General features: G+C 69.6%; 16 protein-coding genes. 8 read left to right on the top strand and 8 right to left on the bottom strand.

Annotated features, from left to right (window positions below; translation table 11 throughout):
- Nucleotides 1-23: 23 nt before the first annotated feature.
- Nucleotides 24-662 carry a nucleoside triphosphate hydrolase gene (locus LXB15_RS13035; protein ID WP_233948863.1) on the bottom strand — a complete coding sequence of 213 codons (639 nt, stop codon included), beginning with the start codon at nt 660-662 and terminating at the stop codon, nt 24-26.
- 157 nt (nt 663-819) lie between these two features.
- Here LXB15_RS13035 and LXB15_RS13030 point away from each other — a divergent pair, with 157 nt between their 5' ends.
- The 4 genes from LXB15_RS13030 (at nt 820) to pbpC (ending at nt 10,147) form a co-directional block, all read left to right on the top strand.
- The gene (locus LXB15_RS13030) at nt 820-1,767 is read left to right on the top strand and encodes a ring-cleaving dioxygenase (RefSeq protein ID WP_233948862.1); all 948 of its coding nucleotides are present in this window, start codon (nt 820-822) and stop codon (nt 1,765-1,767) included.
- A 10-nt stretch (nt 1,768-1,777) separates the two neighbouring features.
- Nucleotides 1,778-2,422, top strand: a complete 645-nt coding sequence (locus tag LXB15_RS13025) for an alpha/beta hydrolase (protein ID WP_233948861.1) — start codon at nt 1,778-1,780, stop codon at nt 2,420-2,422.
- Nucleotides 2,423-2,565: 143 nt separating this feature from the next.
- A complete protein-coding gene (locus LXB15_RS13020) occupies nt 2,566-8,046 on the top strand; it encodes an alpha-2-macroglobulin family protein (protein WP_233948860.1) in 5,481 nt (1,826 codons plus the stop codon).
- Between the two features lie 25 nt (nt 8,047-8,071).
- Nucleotides 8,072-10,147, top strand: a complete 2,076-nt coding sequence (gene pbpC / locus LXB15_RS13015) for a penicillin-binding protein 1C (RefSeq protein ID WP_233948859.1) — start codon at nt 8,072-8,074, stop codon at nt 10,145-10,147.
- Between the two features lie 16 nt (nt 10,148-10,163).
- Here pbpC and LXB15_RS13010 read toward each other — a convergent pair whose 3' ends face one another.
- The gene (locus LXB15_RS13010; protein ID WP_233948858.1) at nt 10,164-11,126 is read right to left on the bottom strand and encodes a LysR family transcriptional regulator; all 963 of its coding nucleotides are present in this window, start codon (nt 11,124-11,126) and stop codon (nt 10,164-10,166) included.
- Nucleotides 11,127-11,270: 144 nt separating this feature from the next.
- Between LXB15_RS13010 and LXB15_RS13005 the strand changes: the two genes are divergently transcribed.
- The 4 genes from LXB15_RS13005 (at nt 11,271) to LXB15_RS12990 (ending at nt 15,459) form a co-directional block, all read left to right on the top strand.
- The gene (locus LXB15_RS13005) at nt 11,271-12,290 is read left to right on the top strand and encodes an NAD(P)-dependent alcohol dehydrogenase (RefSeq protein WP_233948857.1); all 1,020 of its coding nucleotides are present in this window, start codon (nt 11,271-11,273) and stop codon (nt 12,288-12,290) included.
- Nucleotides 12,291-12,505: 215 nt separating this feature from the next.
- Nucleotides 12,506-13,978 carry a CHASE3 domain-containing protein gene (locus LXB15_RS13000; protein WP_233948856.1) on the top strand — a complete coding sequence of 491 codons (1,473 nt, stop codon included), beginning with the start codon at nt 12,506-12,508 and terminating at the stop codon, nt 13,976-13,978.
- A 37-nt stretch (nt 13,979-14,015) separates the two neighbouring features.
- Nucleotides 14,016-14,432: a response regulator gene (locus LXB15_RS12995; protein WP_233953161.1), complete on the top strand. Its 417-nt coding sequence runs from the start codon at nt 14,016-14,018 to the stop codon at nt 14,430-14,432.
- 7 nt (nt 14,433-14,439) lie between these two features.
- Nucleotides 14,440-15,459, top strand: a complete 1,020-nt coding sequence (locus LXB15_RS12990) for a sensor histidine kinase (RefSeq protein ID WP_233948855.1) — start codon at nt 14,440-14,442, stop codon at nt 15,457-15,459.
- Nucleotides 15,460-15,487: 28 nt separating this feature from the next.
- Here LXB15_RS12990 and LXB15_RS12985 read toward each other — a convergent pair whose 3' ends face one another.
- From LXB15_RS12985 to LXB15_RS12960, 6 genes are all read right to left on the bottom strand, one after another.
- A complete protein-coding gene (locus tag LXB15_RS12985; protein WP_233948854.1) occupies nt 15,488-16,492 on the bottom strand; it encodes a branched-chain amino acid ABC transporter permease in 1,005 nt (334 codons plus the stop codon).
- Nucleotide 16,493: 1 nt separating this feature from the next.
- A complete protein-coding gene (locus LXB15_RS12980) occupies nt 16,494-17,381 on the bottom strand; it encodes a branched-chain amino acid ABC transporter permease (RefSeq protein ID WP_233948853.1) in 888 nt (295 codons plus the stop codon).
- A gap of 6 nt (nt 17,382-17,387) precedes the next feature.
- Nucleotides 17,388-18,107: an ABC transporter ATP-binding protein gene (locus LXB15_RS12975; RefSeq protein WP_233948852.1), complete on the bottom strand. Its 720-nt coding sequence runs from the start codon at nt 18,105-18,107 to the stop codon at nt 17,388-17,390.
- Complete coding sequence (locus LXB15_RS12970; RefSeq protein ID WP_233948851.1) at nt 18,100-18,864, bottom strand: ABC transporter ATP-binding protein; 765 nt, start codon at nt 18,862-18,864, stop codon at nt 18,100-18,102. The genes LXB15_RS12975 and LXB15_RS12970 overlap by 8 nt, the downstream gene beginning before the upstream one ends.
- Nucleotides 18,865-19,026: 162 nt before the next feature.
- Nucleotides 19,027-20,244, bottom strand: a complete 1,218-nt coding sequence (locus LXB15_RS12965; RefSeq protein WP_233948850.1) for an ABC transporter substrate-binding protein — start codon at nt 20,242-20,244, stop codon at nt 19,027-19,029.
- Nucleotides 20,245-20,408: 164 nt separating this feature from the next.
- Nucleotides 20,409-20,852 (bottom strand): hypothetical protein, encoded by a 444-nt coding sequence (locus LXB15_RS12960; RefSeq protein WP_233948849.1) that lies wholly within the window; start codon nt 20,850-20,852, stop codon nt 20,409-20,411.

Here is a 20,852-nt window from a genome sequence, read left to right as displayed (position 1 = left end):
GGCGCGCGCATCGCCGCCCGCCTTCAAGCCTCGTCGTTCGCCACCACGATGTCCGCCGGAACGCTCCGCTCCAGCACCAGCCGCATGTTCGGCAAATCGTTGCCCTCGAGCTTGTCGGCCAGCGCCGGGCCGGTGAGGCCGAAGCCCAGCCAGCGTTCGGTGAGGCGCCGGCGCAGCACCGGCTCGGGCACGTCGAGCATGACGGTCTGGTCGAAGCGGGTGCGCAGCGCCGCCCAGTCCGGGTGGTCTAGCAGCAGGTAGTTGCCCTCGACTATGATGATCCTAGCGCCCGGCGCGATGATGCGCGCCCCCGCGCGGGCGATCTCGATGGCCCGGTCGAAGACCGGCACGGCGACCGAACGGCCGTCGTCCGCCCTGAGCCGGTCCAGCATCACCGCCAGCCCATCGACGTCGAACGTGTGCGGCGCGCCCTTGCGGGGCCGGTCGCCGCGCGCCTCCAGCACCAGGTCGTCGTAATGGAAGCCGTCCATCGGCAATATGTCGGCGATGCCGGGCGAGGCGGCGTTCAGCCGGTCGACCAGCATTTCGGCGGTCGTGCTCTTGCCGGAGCCCGGCGAGCCGGCGATGGCGACGACGAAGCGGCCGGTGCCCCGGCGGGCGAGGATCGTCTCGGCGAGACTGCCGAGGCTCAGGCGGGTCATCGGACGAGGGCTCGCGGCGCGGCGCCTTCCCGCTGGGTCGGTTCGAGACAACGGCCGTTCACCAAACGAAGACGATTCGTCACGCGCAGCGCCCTTTCAATCGGTGTCCCGAGCCCGCTTATCTGGGGCCAGCAAACGGAACGCAACGGAGACGGCCATGTCCCTCGCCCTCAAAGGCATCCATCACCTGACCGCGATCACCGCCGACGCGCCGGGCAACCTGCGCTTCTACACGCAGCTGCTCGGGCTGCGGCTGGTCAAGAAGACGGTCAACCAGGACGACACGAGCGCATACCATCTGTTCTACGCGGACGGGAAGGCGACGCCCGGCACCGACATCACCTTCTTCGACTGGCCGGCCCCGCGCGAGCGGCGCGGCACCCACGCCATCTCGCGCACCGGGCTGCGGGTGGCGGGCGCCGAAAGCCTCGTCTACTGGCGCGACCGGCTGGCGGCGGCCGGCGCCAGCGTCGGCGAGATCCGCGACCTCGACGGCCGCGCCTCCCTCGACTTCGAGGATCCGGAGGGCCAGCGCCTGCGGCTGGTCGACGACGGCGGCGCCGGCGAGGCCAATCCGTGGGACGCCAGCACCGTGCCGGCCGAGCACCAGATCCGCGGCCTCGGGCCGATCACCCTCTCGGTGCCGGACCTGTCGCGCACCGCGTCCGTCCTGACGGCGCTGATGAACATGCGCGAGGTGCGCAGCTACCAGGATGGCGGCGCGACGGTGCATGTCTTCGAGATGGGCGAGGGCGGGCCGGCGGCGGAGCTGCACGTCGCCGTCGAGCCGGGCCTGCCGCAGGCCGGCCAGGGTGCCGGCGGCGTCCACCACGTCGCCTTCCGCGCCGCCGACGTCGAGGAACTGCACCAGTGGACCGAGCGGCTGAAAGGTTTCCGCCTGCCGTCGAGCGGCGAGGTGGAGCGCTACTACTTCCGCTCGCTGTATTTCCGCGAGCCGAACGGCATCCTGTTCGAGATCGCCACGGACGGGCCGGGCTTCGCGGTCGACGAGCCGATGGAGAGTCTCGGCGAGAGCCTGGCGCTGCCGCCCTTCCTGGAAGGCAGGCGCGCGTCCATCGAGGCCAATCTGAAGCCGCTGACCTGAGGAAACGACGATGACCAACGACATGTTCGCCGCCCGCCTCCGCCTGTTGTCGGCGGGGGCATCGCTCGACCGGGCGAGGCTGGCGGTGGTCTGCCTGCACGGGCGCGGCGGCTCGGCCGAGGACATTATCGGCCTCGGCCCGGCACTCGGCGAGGATGGAATCGCCTATTTCGCGCCGCAGGCCGACGGCGGCGCCTGGTACCCGCGGCCGTTCATGGAGCCGCTGGCCGCCAACGAGCCGGCGCTGTCGGCGGCGCTCGCACGGGTCGGCGAGATCCTCGACGGTCTTGCCGTGCAGGGCTTCGGGCGCGAACGCGTCGTGCTCGCCGGCTTCTCGCAGGGCGCCTGCCTTTCGGCGGAATATCTCGCCCGCCATCCGGACCGCGTCGGCGCGCTGCTCGGCTTCAGCGGCGGGCTGATCGGGCCTACCGTCGCGGACCGGGAGACGCCGGCGGACCTGACGGGCGTGCCGGTGTTCCTCGGCTGCTCGGAGCGCGACCCGTTCATCCCGGCCGTGCGGGTCCGCGAGACGGCCGAGCACCTGCAGAAGCGCGGCGCGGCGGTGACGGCGAAGCTCTATCCGGGCAACGCCCACACGATCAACGAAGACCAGATCGTCGAAGGCCGCAAGCTGCTGGCGCAGCTCGCCGGCTGAGTCCTTCGCGCCCGGCATGACAACCTGCCCGCCGGCGTTTCGGCGGGGCGGGAGAGGGCCGTGGGTCGAGCGGATTCCGGCTGGCGCATGACAGCGGGCCGGCATAATCTTCCCTAGGGATGTGTCCCGGCGGGAGATCAGGCATGCGCGTCATCGGCACTCTGTCAGCGGCGCTCGCCGCGCTCGTCCTCGCACTGGTCCTGGCCGCGCCCGCAGGGGCGCAGGTCGCCGAGCGACGCATCGTCACCACCGAGGGCGCCGACTATTTCGGCCGCGACTACGACATCCTCAAGGATGTCGACCTCGATCTCTGCACCGCCGCCTGCCTCGGCGACCGGCGCTGCAAGGCCTTTACCCTCAACACCAACAGCCGCTGGTGCTTCTTGAAGGAGGAGGAGGGCGAACTGCGCCGCGTCGCCGGCGCCATATCCGGCAAGGTGGTCGCCGCGGCGACGGTGGACGACGATTCGATCGCGGCGCGCGAGGCCGAGCTCGACTTCCTGCCGCGCGCGACGCTCGACGAGGCGCGGCGGCTGCGGCTGGAACTCGCCGGCGCCGACCGCGACAGCAGCTTTGGCGAAGTCACCGCCGACAGCCTGGCGGCCCGTGCCGCCGCCGCTTTGTCCTATCCGGAGGCGATCCGCGCCTGGCGCGAGGCGCTGCAGCGTGACCCGCTCGACCACCGCGCCTGGCTGGGACTGTCGGATGCGGCGCTCGCCTACAATCCCGAGCAATATTCCGAGCGGCCGCAGAACGACCGGTTCCGCGAGCTGGGCGCCGTCAACGCCTATCTGGTCGCCGCGAGCGACGACGAGCGGGCCGACGCGCTGCGGGCGCTGGGCGCCAGCTTCGAGGCGAAGCAGGACTGGAAGCTGGCGATCCGCAGCTACCGCGCCAGCGTCGCCATCGCCGATGTCGCCTCGGTAGAGGACCGGCTCGATGCGGTGGTCGCCGAGCATGGCTTCCGCATCGTCGAGCACACGGTCGACAACAATGCCGCCAGCCCCCGCATCTGCCTCACCTTCTCCGACACGCTGTCCGGCACGCTGACGAGTTCAGAGAACGCCGGCGACTATGTCAGCGTCGAGGGCGGCGACAATCTGCCGGTGACCGCCAGCGGCAACCAGATCTGCGTCGACGGCGTCACCCATGGCGAGCGCTACCGCATCGTCGCGCGCGCCGGCATCACGGCGATCGACGGCGAGACGCTGGGCCGGCCGGCCGAGCTCAGCATCTATGTCCGCGACCGCGATCCGTCGGTGCGCTTTGCCACCAATGCCTACGTGCTGCCGGCCGGCGGCGAGGCGACGATCCCGGTGACGACGATCAACACCGACCGGATCGAGGCGCGGCTGCAGCGCATCGGCGACCGCGCCCTGTCGCGCGTCATCGGCGACGAGCGCTTCCTGCGCGGCCTGTCGGACTGGCAGATCGACGAGGTGGCGAGCGACAGCGGCGAGGACGTATGGACCGGCACGGTCGACGTCGCGCGGGAGACCAATGAAGAGGTGACCACCGCGATCCCTGTCTCGGCCATCGCCGAGACGATCGAGCCCGGCGTCTACATCCTCTCCGCCAGGGCCAAGAACGGCCCGCAATACCAGGACACGCTGGCGACCCAGTGGTTCGTGGTCAGCGACATCGGCCTGACCAGCTTCGCCGCCGAGGACGGGTTCCACGTGCTCGCCCGCTCGCTCGGCACCGCGGCGCCGATCGAGGGCGCCCGGCTCGAACTCGTCGCGGTCAACAACCAGGTGCTCGGCGCGGCGACGACCGACGCGGACGGCCATGCGCGCTTTCCCGCCGGGCTGCTGCGCGGCACCGGCGGCGACCGCCCGTCAGTGCTGACCGCCGACAGAGGCGGGGACGACTTCGTCTTCCTCGACATGACGCAGGCGCCCTTCGACCTCACCGACCGCGGCGTCGGCGGTCGTGCGCCGGCCGGGCCGCTCGACATCTTCCTCACCGCCGAGCGCGGCATCTACCGCACCGGCGACACCGCCTTCTTCACCGGCACGGTCCGCAACGCCACGGGCGCGGCGGTCGAGGGCCTGACGCTGACCGGCATCGCGACGCGGCCGGACGGCGTCGAGTTCACCCGCCGGCAGATCACCGATGAGGGCGCCGGCGGCTTCGTCTGGGATCTCGACCTGCCGGACAACGCCATGCGCGGCGTCTGGAAGGTGGCGCTGCACACCGATCCGAAGCAGCCGGCGCTCGCCGAAAAGACCATCATCGTGGAGGATTTCGAGCCGGAGACGATCGACTTCGACCTCGACGCCTCGGCCGAGACGCTCGATCCGGCCTCGCCGCCGACCATCGACGTGGCGGTGCGCTATCTCTTCGGCGCGCCGGCCGGCGAGCTCGAGGTCGGCGGCGAGGCGGTGCTGACCGCGGCCGACGCCATCGAGGCCTTCCCCGGCTACCGCTTCGGCCTCGCCGGCGACGAGGCGACGGCGCTCCGCCAGCCTTTCGAGACCGCCACCACCGATGCCGACGGCAACGCCACCCTGGCGTTGACCCCGTTCGACGCGCCGGCGACGACGAAGCCGGTGACCGCGTCGCTGCAGGTGCGCGTCACCGACGCCGCCGGCCGGCCGGTGGAGCGCACGCTCGCGCTGCCGCTCGCCGGGTCGGCGCCGCGGCTCGGCCTCAAGCCACGTTTCGATGGCGCCGTGGCCGAGGGCGCCGAGGCCGGCTTCGACGTGATCGCCATCGACGCGGCCGGCGAACGCCAGTCGCTCGCCGGGGTGGAATGGCGGCTGGAGAAGATCACCACCCAGTTCCAGTGGTACTCGACCGCCGGCAGCTGGAACTACGAGCCGGTGCGCAGCGGCGAGCGCGTCGCCAGCGGCACGATCGACATCGCGGCGGACGCCCCCGCGTCGTTGTCGCTGCCGGTCGAATGGGGCGAATACGAGCTGTCGCTGACCGATCCCGGCGGCGCCGCGCTGCCGGCGAGCGCCGGCTTCGATGCCGGCTGGTACGTCGCCGCGTCCTCGATGGACACGCCCGACATGGCCCGCGTGTCGCTCGACAAGCCGCGCTACGCAGTCGGCGACACCGCGACCGTGCATATCGAGCCGCGCTTTGCCGGAACGGCGGAAGTGCTGGTGATGGGCGAGAGCGTGATCGAGACCCGCACCGCCGAAATCGGCGCGGAGGGCGGCGAGGTGACGCTCGAGGTGACCCCCGAATGGGGGGCGGGCGCCTATATCGCCGCCATCGTCTACCGGCCGATGGATCTCGACGCCAAGCGCATGCCGGGCCGCGCCATCGGCCTTGCCCATGCGAGCGTCGACCCGGGCGAGCGCCAGCTGTCCGTGGCGATCACCGCGCCGGACAAGATCGAGCCGCGCCGGCAGGTCGACGTTTCGGTGGCGGTGGGCGGCGTCCGGCCGGGCGAGACCGCCTATCTGACGCTGGCGGCGGTGGACGAGGGCATCCTCAACATCACGCAGTTCGAGCCGCCGTCGCTGTCGGGCTATTATTTCGGCCAGCGGCGCCTCGGCGTCGAGATCCGCGACCTCTATTCCAAGCTGATCGACCGGATGCAGGGGGCGCCCGGCACGGTGCGCTCGGGCGGCGACGCCAGCGGCAACTACGAGTCGCCGCCGCCGATGGACGAGCTGGTGGCGCTGTTCTCCGGCATCGTCACCGTCGGTGCCGACGGCAGGGCCAGCGTGCCGCTCGACATTCCGGACTTCAACGGCTCGCTGAAGCTGATGGCGCTCGCCTGGAGCAAGACCGGCGTCGGCGAGGCCAGCGCCGACATGCTGGTGCGCGACCCGGTGGTGATCGCCGTGAGCCGGCCGCGCTTCCTGGCGCCGGGCGACACGTCTCGCATCGCCATCGACGTCACCCATGTCGAGGGCCCGAGCGGCGAGGTCGGCCTGTCGCTGACCGGCGGGACCGGCATCGTCTCGCTCGGCGGCGAGGCCGCAACGCGCCTCGACCTTGCCGAAGGGGCGCGCGAGCGGTTCATGCTGCCGGTGACGGCGGAGGCGATCGGCGACGCCGCCTTCGAGGTGGCGCTCACCCTGCCGGACGGCGAGGTCCTGACCAAGGCCTTCTCGGTGCCGGTGCGCTCGATCGCGCCGGAGACCGTGGAGCGGAGCCGCGTCGTGCTGGCCGCCAATGGCGGCCGCCTGGCGCTCGACCCGGACATCTTCGCCGACCTCGTGCCCGGCACCGGCGCGGCGACGCTGACGGTCACCGGCGCCGCCGAGTTCGACGTCGCCGGCGTCGTGCGGGCGCTGGACCGCTATCCCTATGGCTGCACTGAGCAGATCACCAGCCGCGCGATGCCACTGGTCTATCTCGACCCGACCATCCTCGCCGCCGGGCTCGGCCGCACCGAGGACGTGCGCAAGCGGGTCGACGAGGCGATCGCCGGGGTGCTCGCCAACCAGGCGTCGAACGGCGGCTTCGGCCTGTGGCAGCCCGATTACGGCGACCTCTGGCTCGACGCCTATGTCACCGACTTCCTGACCCGTGCGCGGGAGGCGGGTTACGCGGTACCCGAGACCGCCTTCACCCTGGCGATCGACAATCTGCGCAACAGCCTCGCCTATCTGCCGGAATCGCCGGACTTCGGCCCCGTCGCCTATGCCTATTACGTGCTCGCCCGCGACGGCCGCGCGGCGATCGGCGACCTGCGCTACTATGTCGACAACGAGCTGGACAATTTCCGCACCCCGCTCGCCAAGGCGCAGATCGCCGCGGCGCTGGCGCTCTACGGCGACCGGGTGAGGGCGGAGCGGGTGTTCCGCGCGGCGATCGACGCGTCCGAGGCGGGCATGACCCCGATCGCCGACCGCAGCGACTACGGCACCGCGCTGCGCGACGATGCCGCGATCCTGACGCTGGGCCTCGAGACGGACGTCGACGGCCTCAGCTTCGACGGGCTGCTGCAGCGGGTCAATGCCGGGCGCCAGGAGCGGCGCCATACCAGCACGCAGGAGGACGCCTGGTCGCTGCTCGCCGCCCACGCGCTGCTCGGCCGCAACCCGCCGCGGCTCACCGTCGACGGCCAGGACCACGACGGCGTCTACTCACGGGCCTTCGATGCCGCCGGCCTTGCCGCCGGGCTCGACCTTGCCAACCGGGCGGCGACGCCGGTGACCGCCGAGGTGACGCTGCGCGGCGTGCCCGAGGTGGCGCCGCCCGCCTCCGTCGACGGCTATGCGATCAGCCGCAGCTACTACACGCTGGAGGGCGAGCTCGCCGACCCGTCCGAGATCGGCCAGGGCGACCGGCTGGTGGCGGTGGTCGAGATGACCCCGGTCGATGCCGGGCCGGCGCGGCTGATCATCGACGATCCGCTGCCGGCGGGCTTCGAGATCGACAACCCGGCGATCCTGCGCGGCGGCGACGTGGCGGCGCTCGACTGGCTGGAGCTGACCGGCGAGGCGGCGCACACCGAGTTCCGCGCCGACCGCTTCCTCGCCGCCATCGACCAGGGCGCCGACGACACCGCGACGCGGCGCTTCGCCTATATCGTCCGGGCGGTGTCGCCGGGCGAATTCGTGCATCCGGCGGCTTTGGTCGAGAACATGTACGACCCGACCCGGCGCGGCCGCACCGACGAGAGCCGCGTCAGCGTCATCGGCCCGCTGCGGTGAGCCGCGAGGGCAGGGAGCGCTTGTGGTGTCGCGGCTGAGGCGGCTGGCGCATGGCGGGGTGCTGGCCCTGCTGCTGGCGATCGTCATGATGGGGAGCGCCTGGTCGGCCTTCCAGCGCGGCGTCGCCGACCGCATCGCCGGCTTCGCGGCGCCGGTCACCGGCGTCGAGGTGCGCGACCGGGACGGCGCACTGCTGCGGGCCTTCGCCAACGACGACGGCGGCTGGCGGCTTTCAGCCGGGGCCGAGGACGTCGACCCGCGCTACCTCGCCATGCTGCTCGCCTGGGAGGACAAGCGCTTCGCCGAGCATCCGGGGGTCGATCCGGTGGCTTTCGGCCGGGCGCTCTGGCAGTCGGTGCGGCACGGGCGGGTGGTCTCCGGCGGCTCGACCCTGACCATGCAGGTGGCGCGGATGCTGGGCCGGCTGCCGACCGGCAGTTTTTCCGCGAAATTCGAGCAGATCCTTTCCGCCATCGCGCTGGAGCGCAGCCGGACGAAGGCCGAGATCCTGTCACTCTATCTCGAGCTGGCGCCCTATGGAGGCAACCTCGAGGGCGTTCGGGCGGCAAGCCTCAGCTTCTTCGGCAAGGAGCCGCGGCGGCTGACGGCGGCGGAGGCGGCGCTGCTGGTCGCGTTGCCGCAATCGCCCGAGCGCTACCGCCCCGACCGCTTTCCCGAGCGCGCCAAGGCGGCGCGCGACCGGGTGCTCGACCGGATGGAAGCGCTCGGCCTCCTCGACCCGGACGAGGCGGCGCGGGCCCGCCGCGAGGCGATGCCGCCGTCGCGCCGGCCGCTGCCGATGCTGGCGGCACATGCGGCGGAGCGGCTGCGGGCGGCCGATCCCGGCCGCAGGATCATCGACCTCACCATCGACAAGGCCGTGCAGGCGCGGCTCGAGGCCTATGCGAAGGAGAAGGCCGCGACGCTGAAGAAGCCGGTGAGCCTCGCCATCGTCGTCGCCGATCATGCCACCGGCGAGATCATCGCCGATATCGGCTCGCCCGATCTGTTCGACCGCGAGCGGCAGGGCTTCGTCGACCTGACGCGGGCGTCGCGCTCGCCTGGCTCGACGCTGAAGCCGCTGATCTACGGCCTCGCCTTCGAGCGCGGCGTCGCGCATCCCGAAAGCCTCGTCGACGATTCGCCGGGCGGCTTTTCCGGCTATACGCCGCAGAATTTCGACCGCGACTTCCAGGGCATCATCACCGCCCGCCGGGCGCTGCAGCTGTCGCGCAATCTGCCGGCGGTGGAACTCCTGAGCCTCGTCGGCCCGGCCCGGCTGGTCTACCGAATGCGCCGGGCCGGCGCCAAGCCGGAGCTCGGCGACCGCTCGCTGCCGGGGCTTGCCATCGGGCTCGGCGGCATCGGCCTGACGCTGGAGGACCTCGTCGCGATCTATGGCGGGATCGCCAATGGCGGCGTCGCCATGCCGCTGCATGTCGAGCCGGGCGCGGCGGGGCCCGGCAGGCGCATCCTGTCGCCGCAGGCGGCCTGGTACGTGACCTCGATCCTCGCCGGCGCGACCACCACCGCCAAGGGCTCGCCCGGCACCATCGCCCACAAGACCGGCACGTCCTACGGCTACCGCGACGCCTGGACGCTCGGCTATGACGGGCGCCATGTCGTCGGCGTCTGGCTCGGACGGCCGGACGGCGCCCCCGTCGAAGGCCTCGTCGGCGAGGCCTCGGCCGTGCCGGTGATGCAGGACGTCTTCGCCCGGCTCGGGTCCCCGGCACGGCTGGCGGGGCCGCCGCCCGGCATCCTCGCCTCGGCGGGGGGCGGCCTGCCGCCGCCGCTCCGCCGCATGGGCCGCGCCGCCGAGCGCGTCGCCGAAGGACTGAAGCCGGAGATCGTCTTTCCGCCGAACGCCGCCCGGGTCGAGATCGGCTTCGGCGAGGGCGGCGCCGTCGGCACCGGCACGCTGCCGCTGAAAGTCCGCAACGGCCGCCCGCCCTTCACCTGGTATGTCGACGGCCGCCCGGTCACCCTCGGCGCGCTCCAACGCCAGTCGAGCTGGCGGCCGGCCGAGCCGGGCTTCCTCAGCATCTCGGTGGTGGACGCGACGGGCGCTGCGGCCGCGACGCGGGTGTTCGTGGAGTAGGGTTGGGTGCGGTCACTCACAAATTCGAGGACGTGTTTTGTGACTGTCGGCCTCCACCGTTCCCCATGACATTGGAGCCGGGATCAGTGACAAGCTTCATGAAGTCGATGAAGGCGCGCAACGCTGCCGGCATCCGGGTTCGGCTGGAATAATAGAGATGGAAGCCTGGCAGCGGCTCGTCGTAATCGGCCAGAACCCGAACTAATTCACCGCGTTCGATATGAGCCGCAACGAAGTCTTCTAGCAGGGAGGCAAGGCCCATGCCCTGAAGGGCGCCTGCGAGCAGGAGATCGGTATCGTTGGCGGTGAGCACGTTGCCGGTCATGATCGCCGCGGCGCGCCTGCCGTTCCCTGCGAAGCGCCACGGCAGAAGGGCGCCGCTTCTGCCCCAGCGGTAGCTGAGGCAGCGGTGATGGGAAAGGTCCTGCGGGGATGCCGGCGGCGAGTGCGTAGCGAAATAAGCCGGTGAGCCTACCACCGCCGTACGAAGTTCTGGGGTGAGGGGCACCGCAATCATGTCCCGATGCACCTCGCCGCCAATTCGCACGCCAGCGTCGAAGCCTTTCGCCACGATATCGGTGATCTCGTTGTCTATCACGAGGTCAAGTTCGACACCTGGGAAGGCAGCTGCGAAGGCACCCAGGCGCGGCATCACAACAAGCCGGGCCGCAATGCTGGGCAGGTTTATTCGCACGATGCCTTTGGCTTTCGCCTGGAAGGCACCGGTCTCGCGGAGAGCGGCATCCATTTCCGCCAAGGTGGGCTCAATGCGCGCGTAGAGCCCTTGGCCCGCCTCCGTGGGCGCTACGCTACGCGTCGTACGATTTAGGAGCCGGACGCCCAGACGCTCCTCCAGCGACCGAATGGTGCGGCTGAGCGCCGATGGCGACAGGCCGAGCCGTTTGGCGGCGCGGCGGAAGCTCCGCTCCTCTGCCACCAACGAGAAGGCTCGCAACTCGGCGAACTCGACGGGCGTCATTGTACACTTCCAGCGCAACGAATGATGTCGGATTAACACCATTCTCTCGTACAATGCCAGGGCGCACATTGCCCTTGACACCGGAGCGCACTGATCGCCGATCGATTGGGTGGTCTCCGGCTCCGGCAAGAGAGGATACAAGCGATGACCAACATGCGGCGCTGGGAGATCGATGCGATCGGGATCGATCACCTGCAACTGCGCGACCGTCCGATACCGACTCCGGGCAGGGGGGAGGTCCTCGTGCAGGCAGCGGCCGTGGCGCTGAACTACCGCGACAAGATGGTGTTGGAGAGCGGACGCGGCCTGCCGCTGCGGTTCCCCTTCACGCCGGGGTCGGACCTTGCGGGCGAAGTCGTGGCCCTTGGCGAGGGTGCCAGCCGCTTCGCCGTCGGCGACCGGGTCCTGTCAACGCCGACGCCGGACTGGATCGACGGCCTTCGTCCCGGCACCGCCCGCACTCCCGCCTACCAGACGCTGGGCGGGTTCTATCCGGGTGTCCTAGCCGAATATTTGGCGATGCCGGAGCTTTGGTTCGTCAAGGCGCCAGAAACCCTTGAACCCTGGCAGGCGGCAACATTGCCAGTGGCAGGGCTGACAGCTTGGTCTGCGCTTGTGGAAAGCGCCGGAGTGCGCGCCGGCGATACAGTGCTGATCCCCAGCACCGGCGGCGTCGCTCTGTTTGGTCTTCAGATCGCCAAAGCGAGCGGTGCCGAGGTCATCGTCTGTGGTCAGCCCGCTAACGCAGCGCTGGTGAATGCGCTCGGCGCCGATCACTTCGTGGACGCGAGTGCGGAAGACTGGATGGAGGCGGTCTATCGGATCACCGGTGATCGCGGCGCCGACATCGTGCTGGAGGTGATCGGCGGGGCGCATCTCGGCCAGTCAGTTGAACTCGCCGCCGTCGGCGGCCATGTCTGCCAGATCGGCGCTCTCGACGGCTTCGAATTCAGTTCCCCGGCCATGCCCCTGATGCTCAAGAACATCACCATTCACGGCATCGGCACCGGTAGCCGCCGGGCACTAGAGCGCCTAGTGCGGGCTGTCGACCGAGCGAGTATCCGGCCAGTCGTGGATGCGCGCTATCCGCTCGCCGAATTGCCCGTCGCTTTCAAGCATCTTGCGCGTGGTCCTTTTGGCAAGGTCGTGATCGACATGATGTAGTGACCCAAGGCACCAGCGAAGCATCATCCCGAAGATATCGTCCGGTGCTTTCTGCCACCGGACCTCACCTCAAACAAAGCGATCCTCACCCGCACACCCCGTTCGCCGCCCACCCTCCACGGGTCAGCGCGCACCATCCCCCCACCCTTACCGGTTGTGACGCCGCCCCCGCCGGGATATGGCATCCCGGGACGAATTTTGCGGCAGAGGCCTTCATGACGTTACCCGAGCGGCTTTACCGTCGGTCGCTGGTCGCTGCGATCACCGCCGGCTTTGCGCTGCTGATCGTGCTCGGCCTGGCGGTGGCCTGGCTGGTCGTGCGGACGCAGGAGAGCAACCAGACGGTCGCGCACACCTACGAGGTCGAGGTGACGCTCTCCGACATCCGCATCCTGACGGAGCGCGCGGAAGCCGCCCGCCGCGGCTTCCTGCTCGAGCCGAACGAGCGGTTCCTGGCCATCTTCGAGGAAAGCGCCGCGCGCATCCCTCCGCTGCTCGAGGAGATCGGCCAGATGGTGGCCGACAATCCGGCGCAGCTCGAACGGGTCCGGGCGCTCTCGGCCCTGACGGCGGACCACCTGGCGCTGATGCGGGAATCGATCGCCACGCGGCAGGCCGAGGGGCTGCGGCCCGAGGATGTCGGCCGCGTCGGCGAGGCCAACGTGGCGCTGATCGGCGAGATCCGCGACCTGGCGTTCGAGATGTCGGCCGCCGAATCCGCGCTGCTGCGGCAGCGCTCCGAGGCCCAGCAGGCGTTTCTCGCCACCTCCTATGTGGTGATGATCGTCGCCGGCATCCTGCTGCTGCTGGTCGCGCTGGGGACGATCTGGGCCGCCCGGCAGAATTTGCGCGAACTGCGCCAGTCGCGCGACAAGCTGCGCTACCTCAACGACGACCTGGAATCGGTGGTGCAGACGCGGACCGCCGACCTGCAGCGGGCCAACGACGAGATCCAGCGCTTCGCCTACATCGTCTCGCACGACCTGCGCTCGCCGCTGGTCAACGTCATGGGCTTCACCAGCGAACTGGACGCCGCGACCAAGCAGCTGGCCGAGATGATCGACAAGGCGGAGGCGGAAGCCCCGGACGTGATCACCGAGGACGCAAGGCTGGCGGTGCGCGAGGACCTGCCGGAGGCGATCGGCTTCATCCGCTCCTCCACCGAGAAGATGGACCGGCTGATCAACGCCATCCTGCGCCTGTCGCGCGAGGGCCGCCGGGTGATGACGCCGGAGCGGATCGACATGAACGCCATGGTCCGCACGATCGTCGACAGCATGCAGCACCGGCTGACCGAGGTCGGGGCGGAGGTGAAGGTCGAGCCGCTGCCCGACCTCGTCAGCGACCGGGTGGCGATCGAGCAGATCTTCTCCAACCTCATCGAGAACGCGGTGAAGTATTTGAAGCCCGGTCGGCCCGGCCGCATCAAGGTGCGCGGCAAGCGGCAGAACGATCGGGTGATCTTCGAGGTCGAGGACAACGGGCGCGGCATCGACCCGAAGGACCACGACCGGGTGTTCGACCTGTTCCGCCGCTCCGGCCAACAAGATCAGCCGGGTGAGGGAATCGGGCTGGCACATGTGCGCGCGCTGGCTTATCGACTGGGCGGAATGATCGGTTGCGACTCGGCGCTTGACCAGGGGGCGACTTTTCGCCTTTCAATGACCGCCAAGCTGCACGAGACATGAGGACGACGTGAACGCTCATCTCCCAGTAAACATCGTGATGATCGAGGACGACGAGGGTCACGCACGCCTTATCGAGAAGAACATCCGCCGCGCCGGCGTGACCAACCCGGTCCGGCACTTCACCGACGGCACCTCGGCGCTGCAGTTCCTCTACGACGCGCCGGACGGCCCGGCCCATAACGGCCCGGCGCTGGTGCTGCTCGACCTCAACCTGCCGGACATGAGCGGCACCGACATCCTGGCGCGGATGAAGTCCGAGGGGCCGCTGAAGCGCACCCCCGTCGTCGTGCTGACCACCACCGACGACAAGGTCGAGATCCAGCGCTGCTACGATCTCGGCGCCAATGTCTACATCACCAAGCCGGTGAACTACGAGGCCTTCTCCCAGGCGATCCGGCAGCTGGGCCTGTTCCTGTCGGTGATCCAGCTTCCCGACCCCGAGGTGGGCGGCTAGACCTGACTTGCCCCGCGTTCTGTATATCGACGACGACGAGGGACTGAGACTTCTGACGCAGCGCGCGCTCCGGCGCCGCGGCTACGAGGTCGCGACCGCGCCCAGCGGCCCGGAGGGTCTGGCGCGCCTCAAGTCGGAAGGCTTCGACCTCTTGGCCATCGACCATTACATGCCGGGCATGGACGGGCTGGAGACGCTGGCGCTGGTGCGCGCCCTGCCGTCGCCGCCGCCGGTAGTCTACGTCACCGGCTCGGAGGAGAGCCGCGTCGCCGTCGCGGCGCTGAAGGCGGGCGCTGCGGACTACGTGGTGAAGACCATCGGCGAGGATTTCTTCGACCTGCTCGCCTCGAGCTTCGAGCAGACGCTGGCGCACGCCCGGCTGGTCGCCGCCAAGACCGACGCCGACGCGGCGCTGAAGGCCAGCAACGACCGGCTGGCGGCGCTGCTCAAGGAAGCCAACCATCGCGTCGCCAACAGCCTGCAGCTGGTTTCGGCCTTCGTGCAGATGCAGGCCTCCAGCCTCGACAACGAGGAAGCCCGCATCGCCCTGAAGGACACCCAGCAGCGGATCCGGGCGATCGGCCAGGTGCACCGCCGGCTCTACACCTCCGACGAGATCGCCACGGTCGACATGGCCGACTATCTCAAGGTGCTGGTGGAGGAGCTGGAGGAGACCTGGTCGACCCCGTCCTCGCCGCGCCACGTGGTGCTCGATGTCGAGGCGATCCGCCTCAACACCGACAAGGCCGTCTCGGTCGGCGTGGTGGTCAACGAGCTGGTCAGCAATGCCTGCAAATACGCCTATGGCGAGGGCGAGGCGGGCGAGATCCGGGTGTCGCTGGCCCGCCTGGCCGAGCGCTTCCAGCTGGTCGTCGAGGACGACGGCAAGGGCAAGGTCCAGCCGCAGCAGGCCAAGAGCACCGGGCTCGGCACCAAGCTGATCCGCGCCATGGCCCAGAGCCTCAACGCCGCCATCGAATATGGCGACGGCCCGAACGTCCGGGTGATGCTGCGGGCCCCGCTCTGAGGCCTGCAGCCGCCGGCTCCGGCCGTTCCTAGCGCTTCATCAGCCGGATCGCCTCGCCGACGATGCCGCGGCGGAACAGCAGCACGCAGAGGATGAAGATGACCCCGATGATCACCGTCACCGGGATGTCGGACGTCGCGAAGTAGTTCTGCATCGTCACCACCAGCGCCGCGCCGACGGCGGGGCCGAAGATCGTGCCCATGCCGCCGAGCAGCGTCATCAGCACCACCTCGCCGGACATCTGCCAGGCGACGTCGGTGAGCGTCGCGATCTGGAACACCAGCGCCTTGGTGGATCCCGCGAGACCGGCGATCGCCGCCGACATGACGAAGGCGCCGAGCTTGTAGCGCTCGACCCGGTAGCCGAGCGAGATGGCGCGGTTCTCGTTCTCGCGGATCGCCTTGAGGACGTGGCCGAAGGGCGAGTTGACGATGCGCCAGACGGCGAAGAAGCCGGCGACGAACACCGCCAGCACGAAATAGTACATGTTCAGCGGCTGGCCGAGGTCGATGAAGCCGAGCAGGTGGCCGCGCGGCACGCCCTGGATGCCGTCCTCGCCATGGGTGAAGGGCGCCTGCAGGAAGATGAAGAACACCATCTGCGACAGCGCCAGCGTCACCATCGCGAAATAGATGCCCTGGCGGCGGATCGCCAGCGCCCCGATGATCAGCCCCATCAGCCCGGCACCGGCGGCGCCGAGGAGGATCGCCGACAGCGGCTCCCAGCCCCAGACCTTGGCGGCGTGGGCGGTGAAGTAGGCGGCGCCGCCGAAGAAGGCGGCGTGGCCGAAGGAGAGGAGCCCGACATAGCCGAGCAGGAGGTTGAAGGCGACGGCGAACAGCGCGAAGCACAACACCTTCATGATGAACACGGGATAGACGAAGAACGGCACCGCGATCAGCCCCGCCAGCGCGATCACCGCGACGGCGATGCCGATCCAGCCCAGCCGCCGCTGCGCCGAGACCTTCCCCGCCAGCGCTTCGGTGCCCGTGTTCCGTGCCCGGATCGTTCCGGTATCGCCGAGGCTGGCCATCTCAGGCCTCCTTTCCGAACAGGCCCGCGGGGCGGACCATGAGCACGATCGCCATGATGACGAAGACGACGATGTTGGAGGCTTCCGGGTAGAACACCTTGGTCAGGCCCTCGAGGATGCCGAGCGCGTAGCCGGAGATGATCGCCCCGAGGATCGAGCCCATGCCGCCGATCACCACCACGGCGAAGACGATGATGATGATGTTGGTGCCCATCAGCGGGCTGACCTGATAGATCGGCGCGGCGAGCACGCCGGCGAGCGCCGCCAGGCCCGCGCCGAGCGCGTAGGTCAGCGTCAGGAGCAGCGGCACGTTGACGCCGAAGGCCTGCACCAGCTGCGGGTTCTCGGTGGCGGCGCGCAGATAGGCGCCGAGCCGGGTCTTCTCGATCAGCAGCCAGGTGGCGAGGCACACGGCGAGCGAGGCGACGACGACGAAGCCGCGATAGTTCGGCAGGAACATGAAGCCGAGATTGGTGCCGCCGTCGAGCAGCGGCGGGGTCGGGTAGGGCTGTCCGGCCGCGCCGAAATAATAGCGGAACGTGCCCTCGATGATCAGCGCCAGGCCGAAGGTGAAGAGCAGGCCGTAGAGATGGTCGAGATCGTAGAGCCGCGACAGCATCGTGCGCTCGATGACCGCCGACAGGATGCCGACGATCACCGGCGCGAGGATCAGCGTCGGCCAGAAGCCGAGCCCGGCATATTGCAGGATCAGATAGGCGGTGAAGGCGCCGAGCATGTACTGGGCGCCGTGGGCGAAGTTGATGACGCGCAGCAGGCCGAAGATGACCGCGAGGCCGAGGCTGAGCAGCGCGTAGAACGAGCCGTTGATGAAGCCGATCAGCAACTGGCCGAGCAGCGCCGGGAGCGGAATGCCGAAGATCATGGTCATCGCGGGTTACACTCCCACCACTTCATGCAGCCGGTCCATCTTCGCATCGAGCTCGGATGTCGGGAAGCTTTCGAGGATGTGGCCATCCTCCATCAGGAAGAAGCGGTCGGCGACGCGGCGGGCGAAGCGGAAGTTCTGCTCCACCAGGAGCAGCGTCATGCCCTGCTTCTTCAGTTCGGTCAGCACGTCGCCGATGCGCTGGATGATCACCGGGGCAAGGCCCTCGGTCGGCTCGTCGAGCAGGATGATCTTGACCCCGGTGCGCAGGATGCGGGCGATCGCCAGCATCTGCTGCTCGCCGCCGGAGAGCTTGGTGCCCGGCGAGTTGCGCCGCTCGGCAAGGTTCGGGAACAGCTCGTAGATCTGCTCGACGCTCATGCCGCCCTCGGCGACCTTCGGCGGCAGCGTCAGGTTCTCGGCCACCGACAGGGTCGCGAAGATGCCGCGCTCCTCCGGCACGTAGCCGATGCCGGAATAGGCGGTGCGGTGCACCGGCACCTTCATCATGTCGTTGCCGGCGATGCGGATCGTGCCCTCCCGCCGCGGCAACAGGTTCATGATCGCCCGGAGCGTCGTCGTCTTGCCGGCGCCGTTGCGGCCGAGCAGGGTGATCGTCTCGCCCTCGTGGATGTCCAGCGAGACGCCGTGCAGGACGTGGCTTTCGCCGTACCAGCCATGCAGGTCGCGGACCTCGAGAAGGGGGCTGCCCGCCCGGGTCTCAGTCATGCTCGGTTCCCATGTAGGCTTCGCGCACCTTCGGATTGGCGCTGACCTCGGCGTAGTCGCCTTCGGCGAGGATTTCGCCGCGGGCGAGCACCGTCACCCGGTCGCAGAGGTCGGCGACGACGTTGAGATTGTGCTCGACCATGACGACCGTGCGGTCCTTGGCGATCTGCCGGATGAGGCCCGAGATGCGGCCGATGTCCTCGACGCCCATGCCGGCCATCGGCTCGTCGAACAGCAGCACGGGCGGATCCAGCGCCAGCGTCGTGGCGAGTTCGAGGGCGCGCTTGCGCCCGTAGGGCAGTTCGGCCGCCTCGAGTTCGACATAGGCGGTGAGGCCGACCGCCTCGATCAGTTCGCCGGCGCGGGCGTCGAGCCGGTCGAGGGCGCGGTTGGAGCGCCAGAACTGGGTGCCGAGACCCGCCTTGCGCTGCAGCGCGACGCGGACATTGTCGAGCACCGTCAGATGCGGGAACACCGCGGAGATCTGGAACGAGCGGACGAGCCCGAGCCGGGCGACGTCGGCCGGCTTCAGCCGGGTGATGTCCTGGCCGCGGAAACGGATCGTCCCGGCGGTCGGGTTCAGGAACTTGGTCAGGAGGTTGAACACGGTGGTCTTGCCGGCGCCGTTCGGGCCGATCAGGGCGTGGATGGTGTTCTCCCTGATGTCGAGATCGACATCGCTCACGGCCTTGAAGCCGAAGAACTCCTTGGTGAGGCCGCGGGCAGAGAGGATGACCTCCTGCGATGATGCGCTCATGGGCGAATGCGACTCCCGTCCAGCTCGAAATGAGGTTCGGTCAGTTTTCGGCAGATCATGCGGGCAGCGATCGGCGCAGACTGCGGCCCGGACGGGCCGCTGTCCAGTCTGCACCGGTCTGCCGCGCGGGACGGCAACGTGCCGCCCCGCCATCTCGCAGGATCAGTTGGCGAAGCTCGCGACGTCGCAGCCGGAGTCCTCGACCGAGAGGAAGGCCTCGCCGCCGGGGACCTTGGCGACCTCGGTGTAGTAGTCCCAGGGACCCTTGGAGTCGCCCGGCGCCTTCACCTGGAACAGGTACATGTCGTAGACCATGCGGCCGTTCTCCTGCACCGTGCCCTTCTTGGCGAAGACGTCCTCGACCGGCAGCTCGTGCAGCTTGGCGGCAACTTCCGCGGTGGCGTCCGTGCCGGCGGCCTCGACGGCCTTCAGATACTGCATGACCGCCGAATAGGTGCCGGCCTGGACCATGTTCGGCTTGCGCTGGGTCTTTTCCTCGAACTTGGCGGCGAACTCGCGGTTCTCGTCGCTCTGGTCCCAGTACCAGCCTTCGGTGAGGTTCAGGCCCTGCGCCGCCTCGAGCCCGAGGCCGTGGACCTCGGCAAGGGTGAACAGGAGGCCGGCGAGCTGCTGGCCGGCCTGGACGATGCCGAACTCGGCCGCGCCCTTGATGGCGTTGGCGGTGTCGAGGCCGGCATTGGCAAGGCCGATGACCTTGGCGCCGGAGCTCTGCGCCTGCAGCAGGAAGGACGAGAAGTCGGTGGTGCCGAGCGGATGGCGCACGGCGCCGAGCACCTCGCCACCATTCTCCTTGACGAAATTGCCGGTCTGCTCTTCCAGCGAATAGCCGAAGGCGTAGTCGGCGGTGAGGAAGAACCAGCTGTCGCCGCCGGCCTTCACCAGCGCGCCGCCGGTGCCGACGGCCAGGGCATGCGTGTCATAGACCCAGTGGAAGCCGTAGGGGCTGCACTGCGCGCCGGTCAGCTCGGTGGTGGCGGCGCCGGTGGTGATGGTGATCTTCTCTTTTTCGCGCGACAGGCCCTGGACCGCGAGGGCGACCGACGAGGTGGTCAGCTCCATGATCGCGTCGACGTTCTGCACGTCGTACCATTCGCGGGCGATGTTGGAGGCGATGTCCGCCTTGTTCTGGTGGTCGGCGGAGACGATCTCGATCGGCTTGCCGAGCACCGTGCCGCCGTAGTCCTCGACCGCCATCTTGGCGGCCTCGACCGACCACTGGCCGCCGAAGTCGGCGTAGACGCCGGACTGGTCGTTGAGGATGCCGATCTTCACGACATCGTTGGAGACTTCCTGCGCCTGGGCGGCGCCGGCGACGAGCGCGAGCGACGAGGCGGCGAGAAGCAGGTTCTTGAAACGCATGATGGTGATCCTCCCAGATCGATTGGCCGGAAAGTCGGGTGCAGCGGCCCACCACTCCACCCGCCCCGGCGTCGGGCTGTTGTGACGCGGCGCAGCGAAGCGTGTCAAGCGCGCTCGGCCGCGGACGGCCGGGCGGATCGACCCGCGCGAGACCCGGCGCAACCTCAGTCCGGCCGTCTGCGGCGCCGGGCGATGCCGTTGCGGCACCCGGCGAAGCGGTCGTTCAGCACCCGGCCGGGGGTTCGCTCGTCGGCCTCGCCGGCATCGTCTTCGCCGCCGCCCAGCCAGCGGGAGAGGCGCTTCACGGCGATATGGCGGTTGATGTCGTAGCGCGGGTCGGCGCCGCGAGCCTGGCGCGCCAGGTGCCGGAGCTCGACCGCCACCCGTTCGCGCAGCCAGGCGCCGAGCGGCGAGGGGAGCTGCGCGGCGCTGCCGGCCGCCACCGCCACCTGAACCGCCTCGTCGCCCAGTCCGAGGCGGCGCAGCAGCACGGCCTTGTCCAGCCGATGCAGCTCGCGCGCGACGGATCGCCGCTGCCGCTCGGCATGGCGGCGGATGGCGGCGGCGAGCGCGGCGTCGAGGGGGGCGGTATCGAGGCTTCCGGCCAT

Origin of the sequence: Aurantimonas sp. HBX-1 (assembly GCF_021391535.1) — a bacterium.
In the GTDB taxonomy this organism is placed as follows: domain Bacteria; phylum Pseudomonadota; class Alphaproteobacteria; order Rhizobiales; family Rhizobiaceae; genus Aurantimonas.
This window is presented reverse-complemented; position numbering and strand designations above follow the sequence as displayed.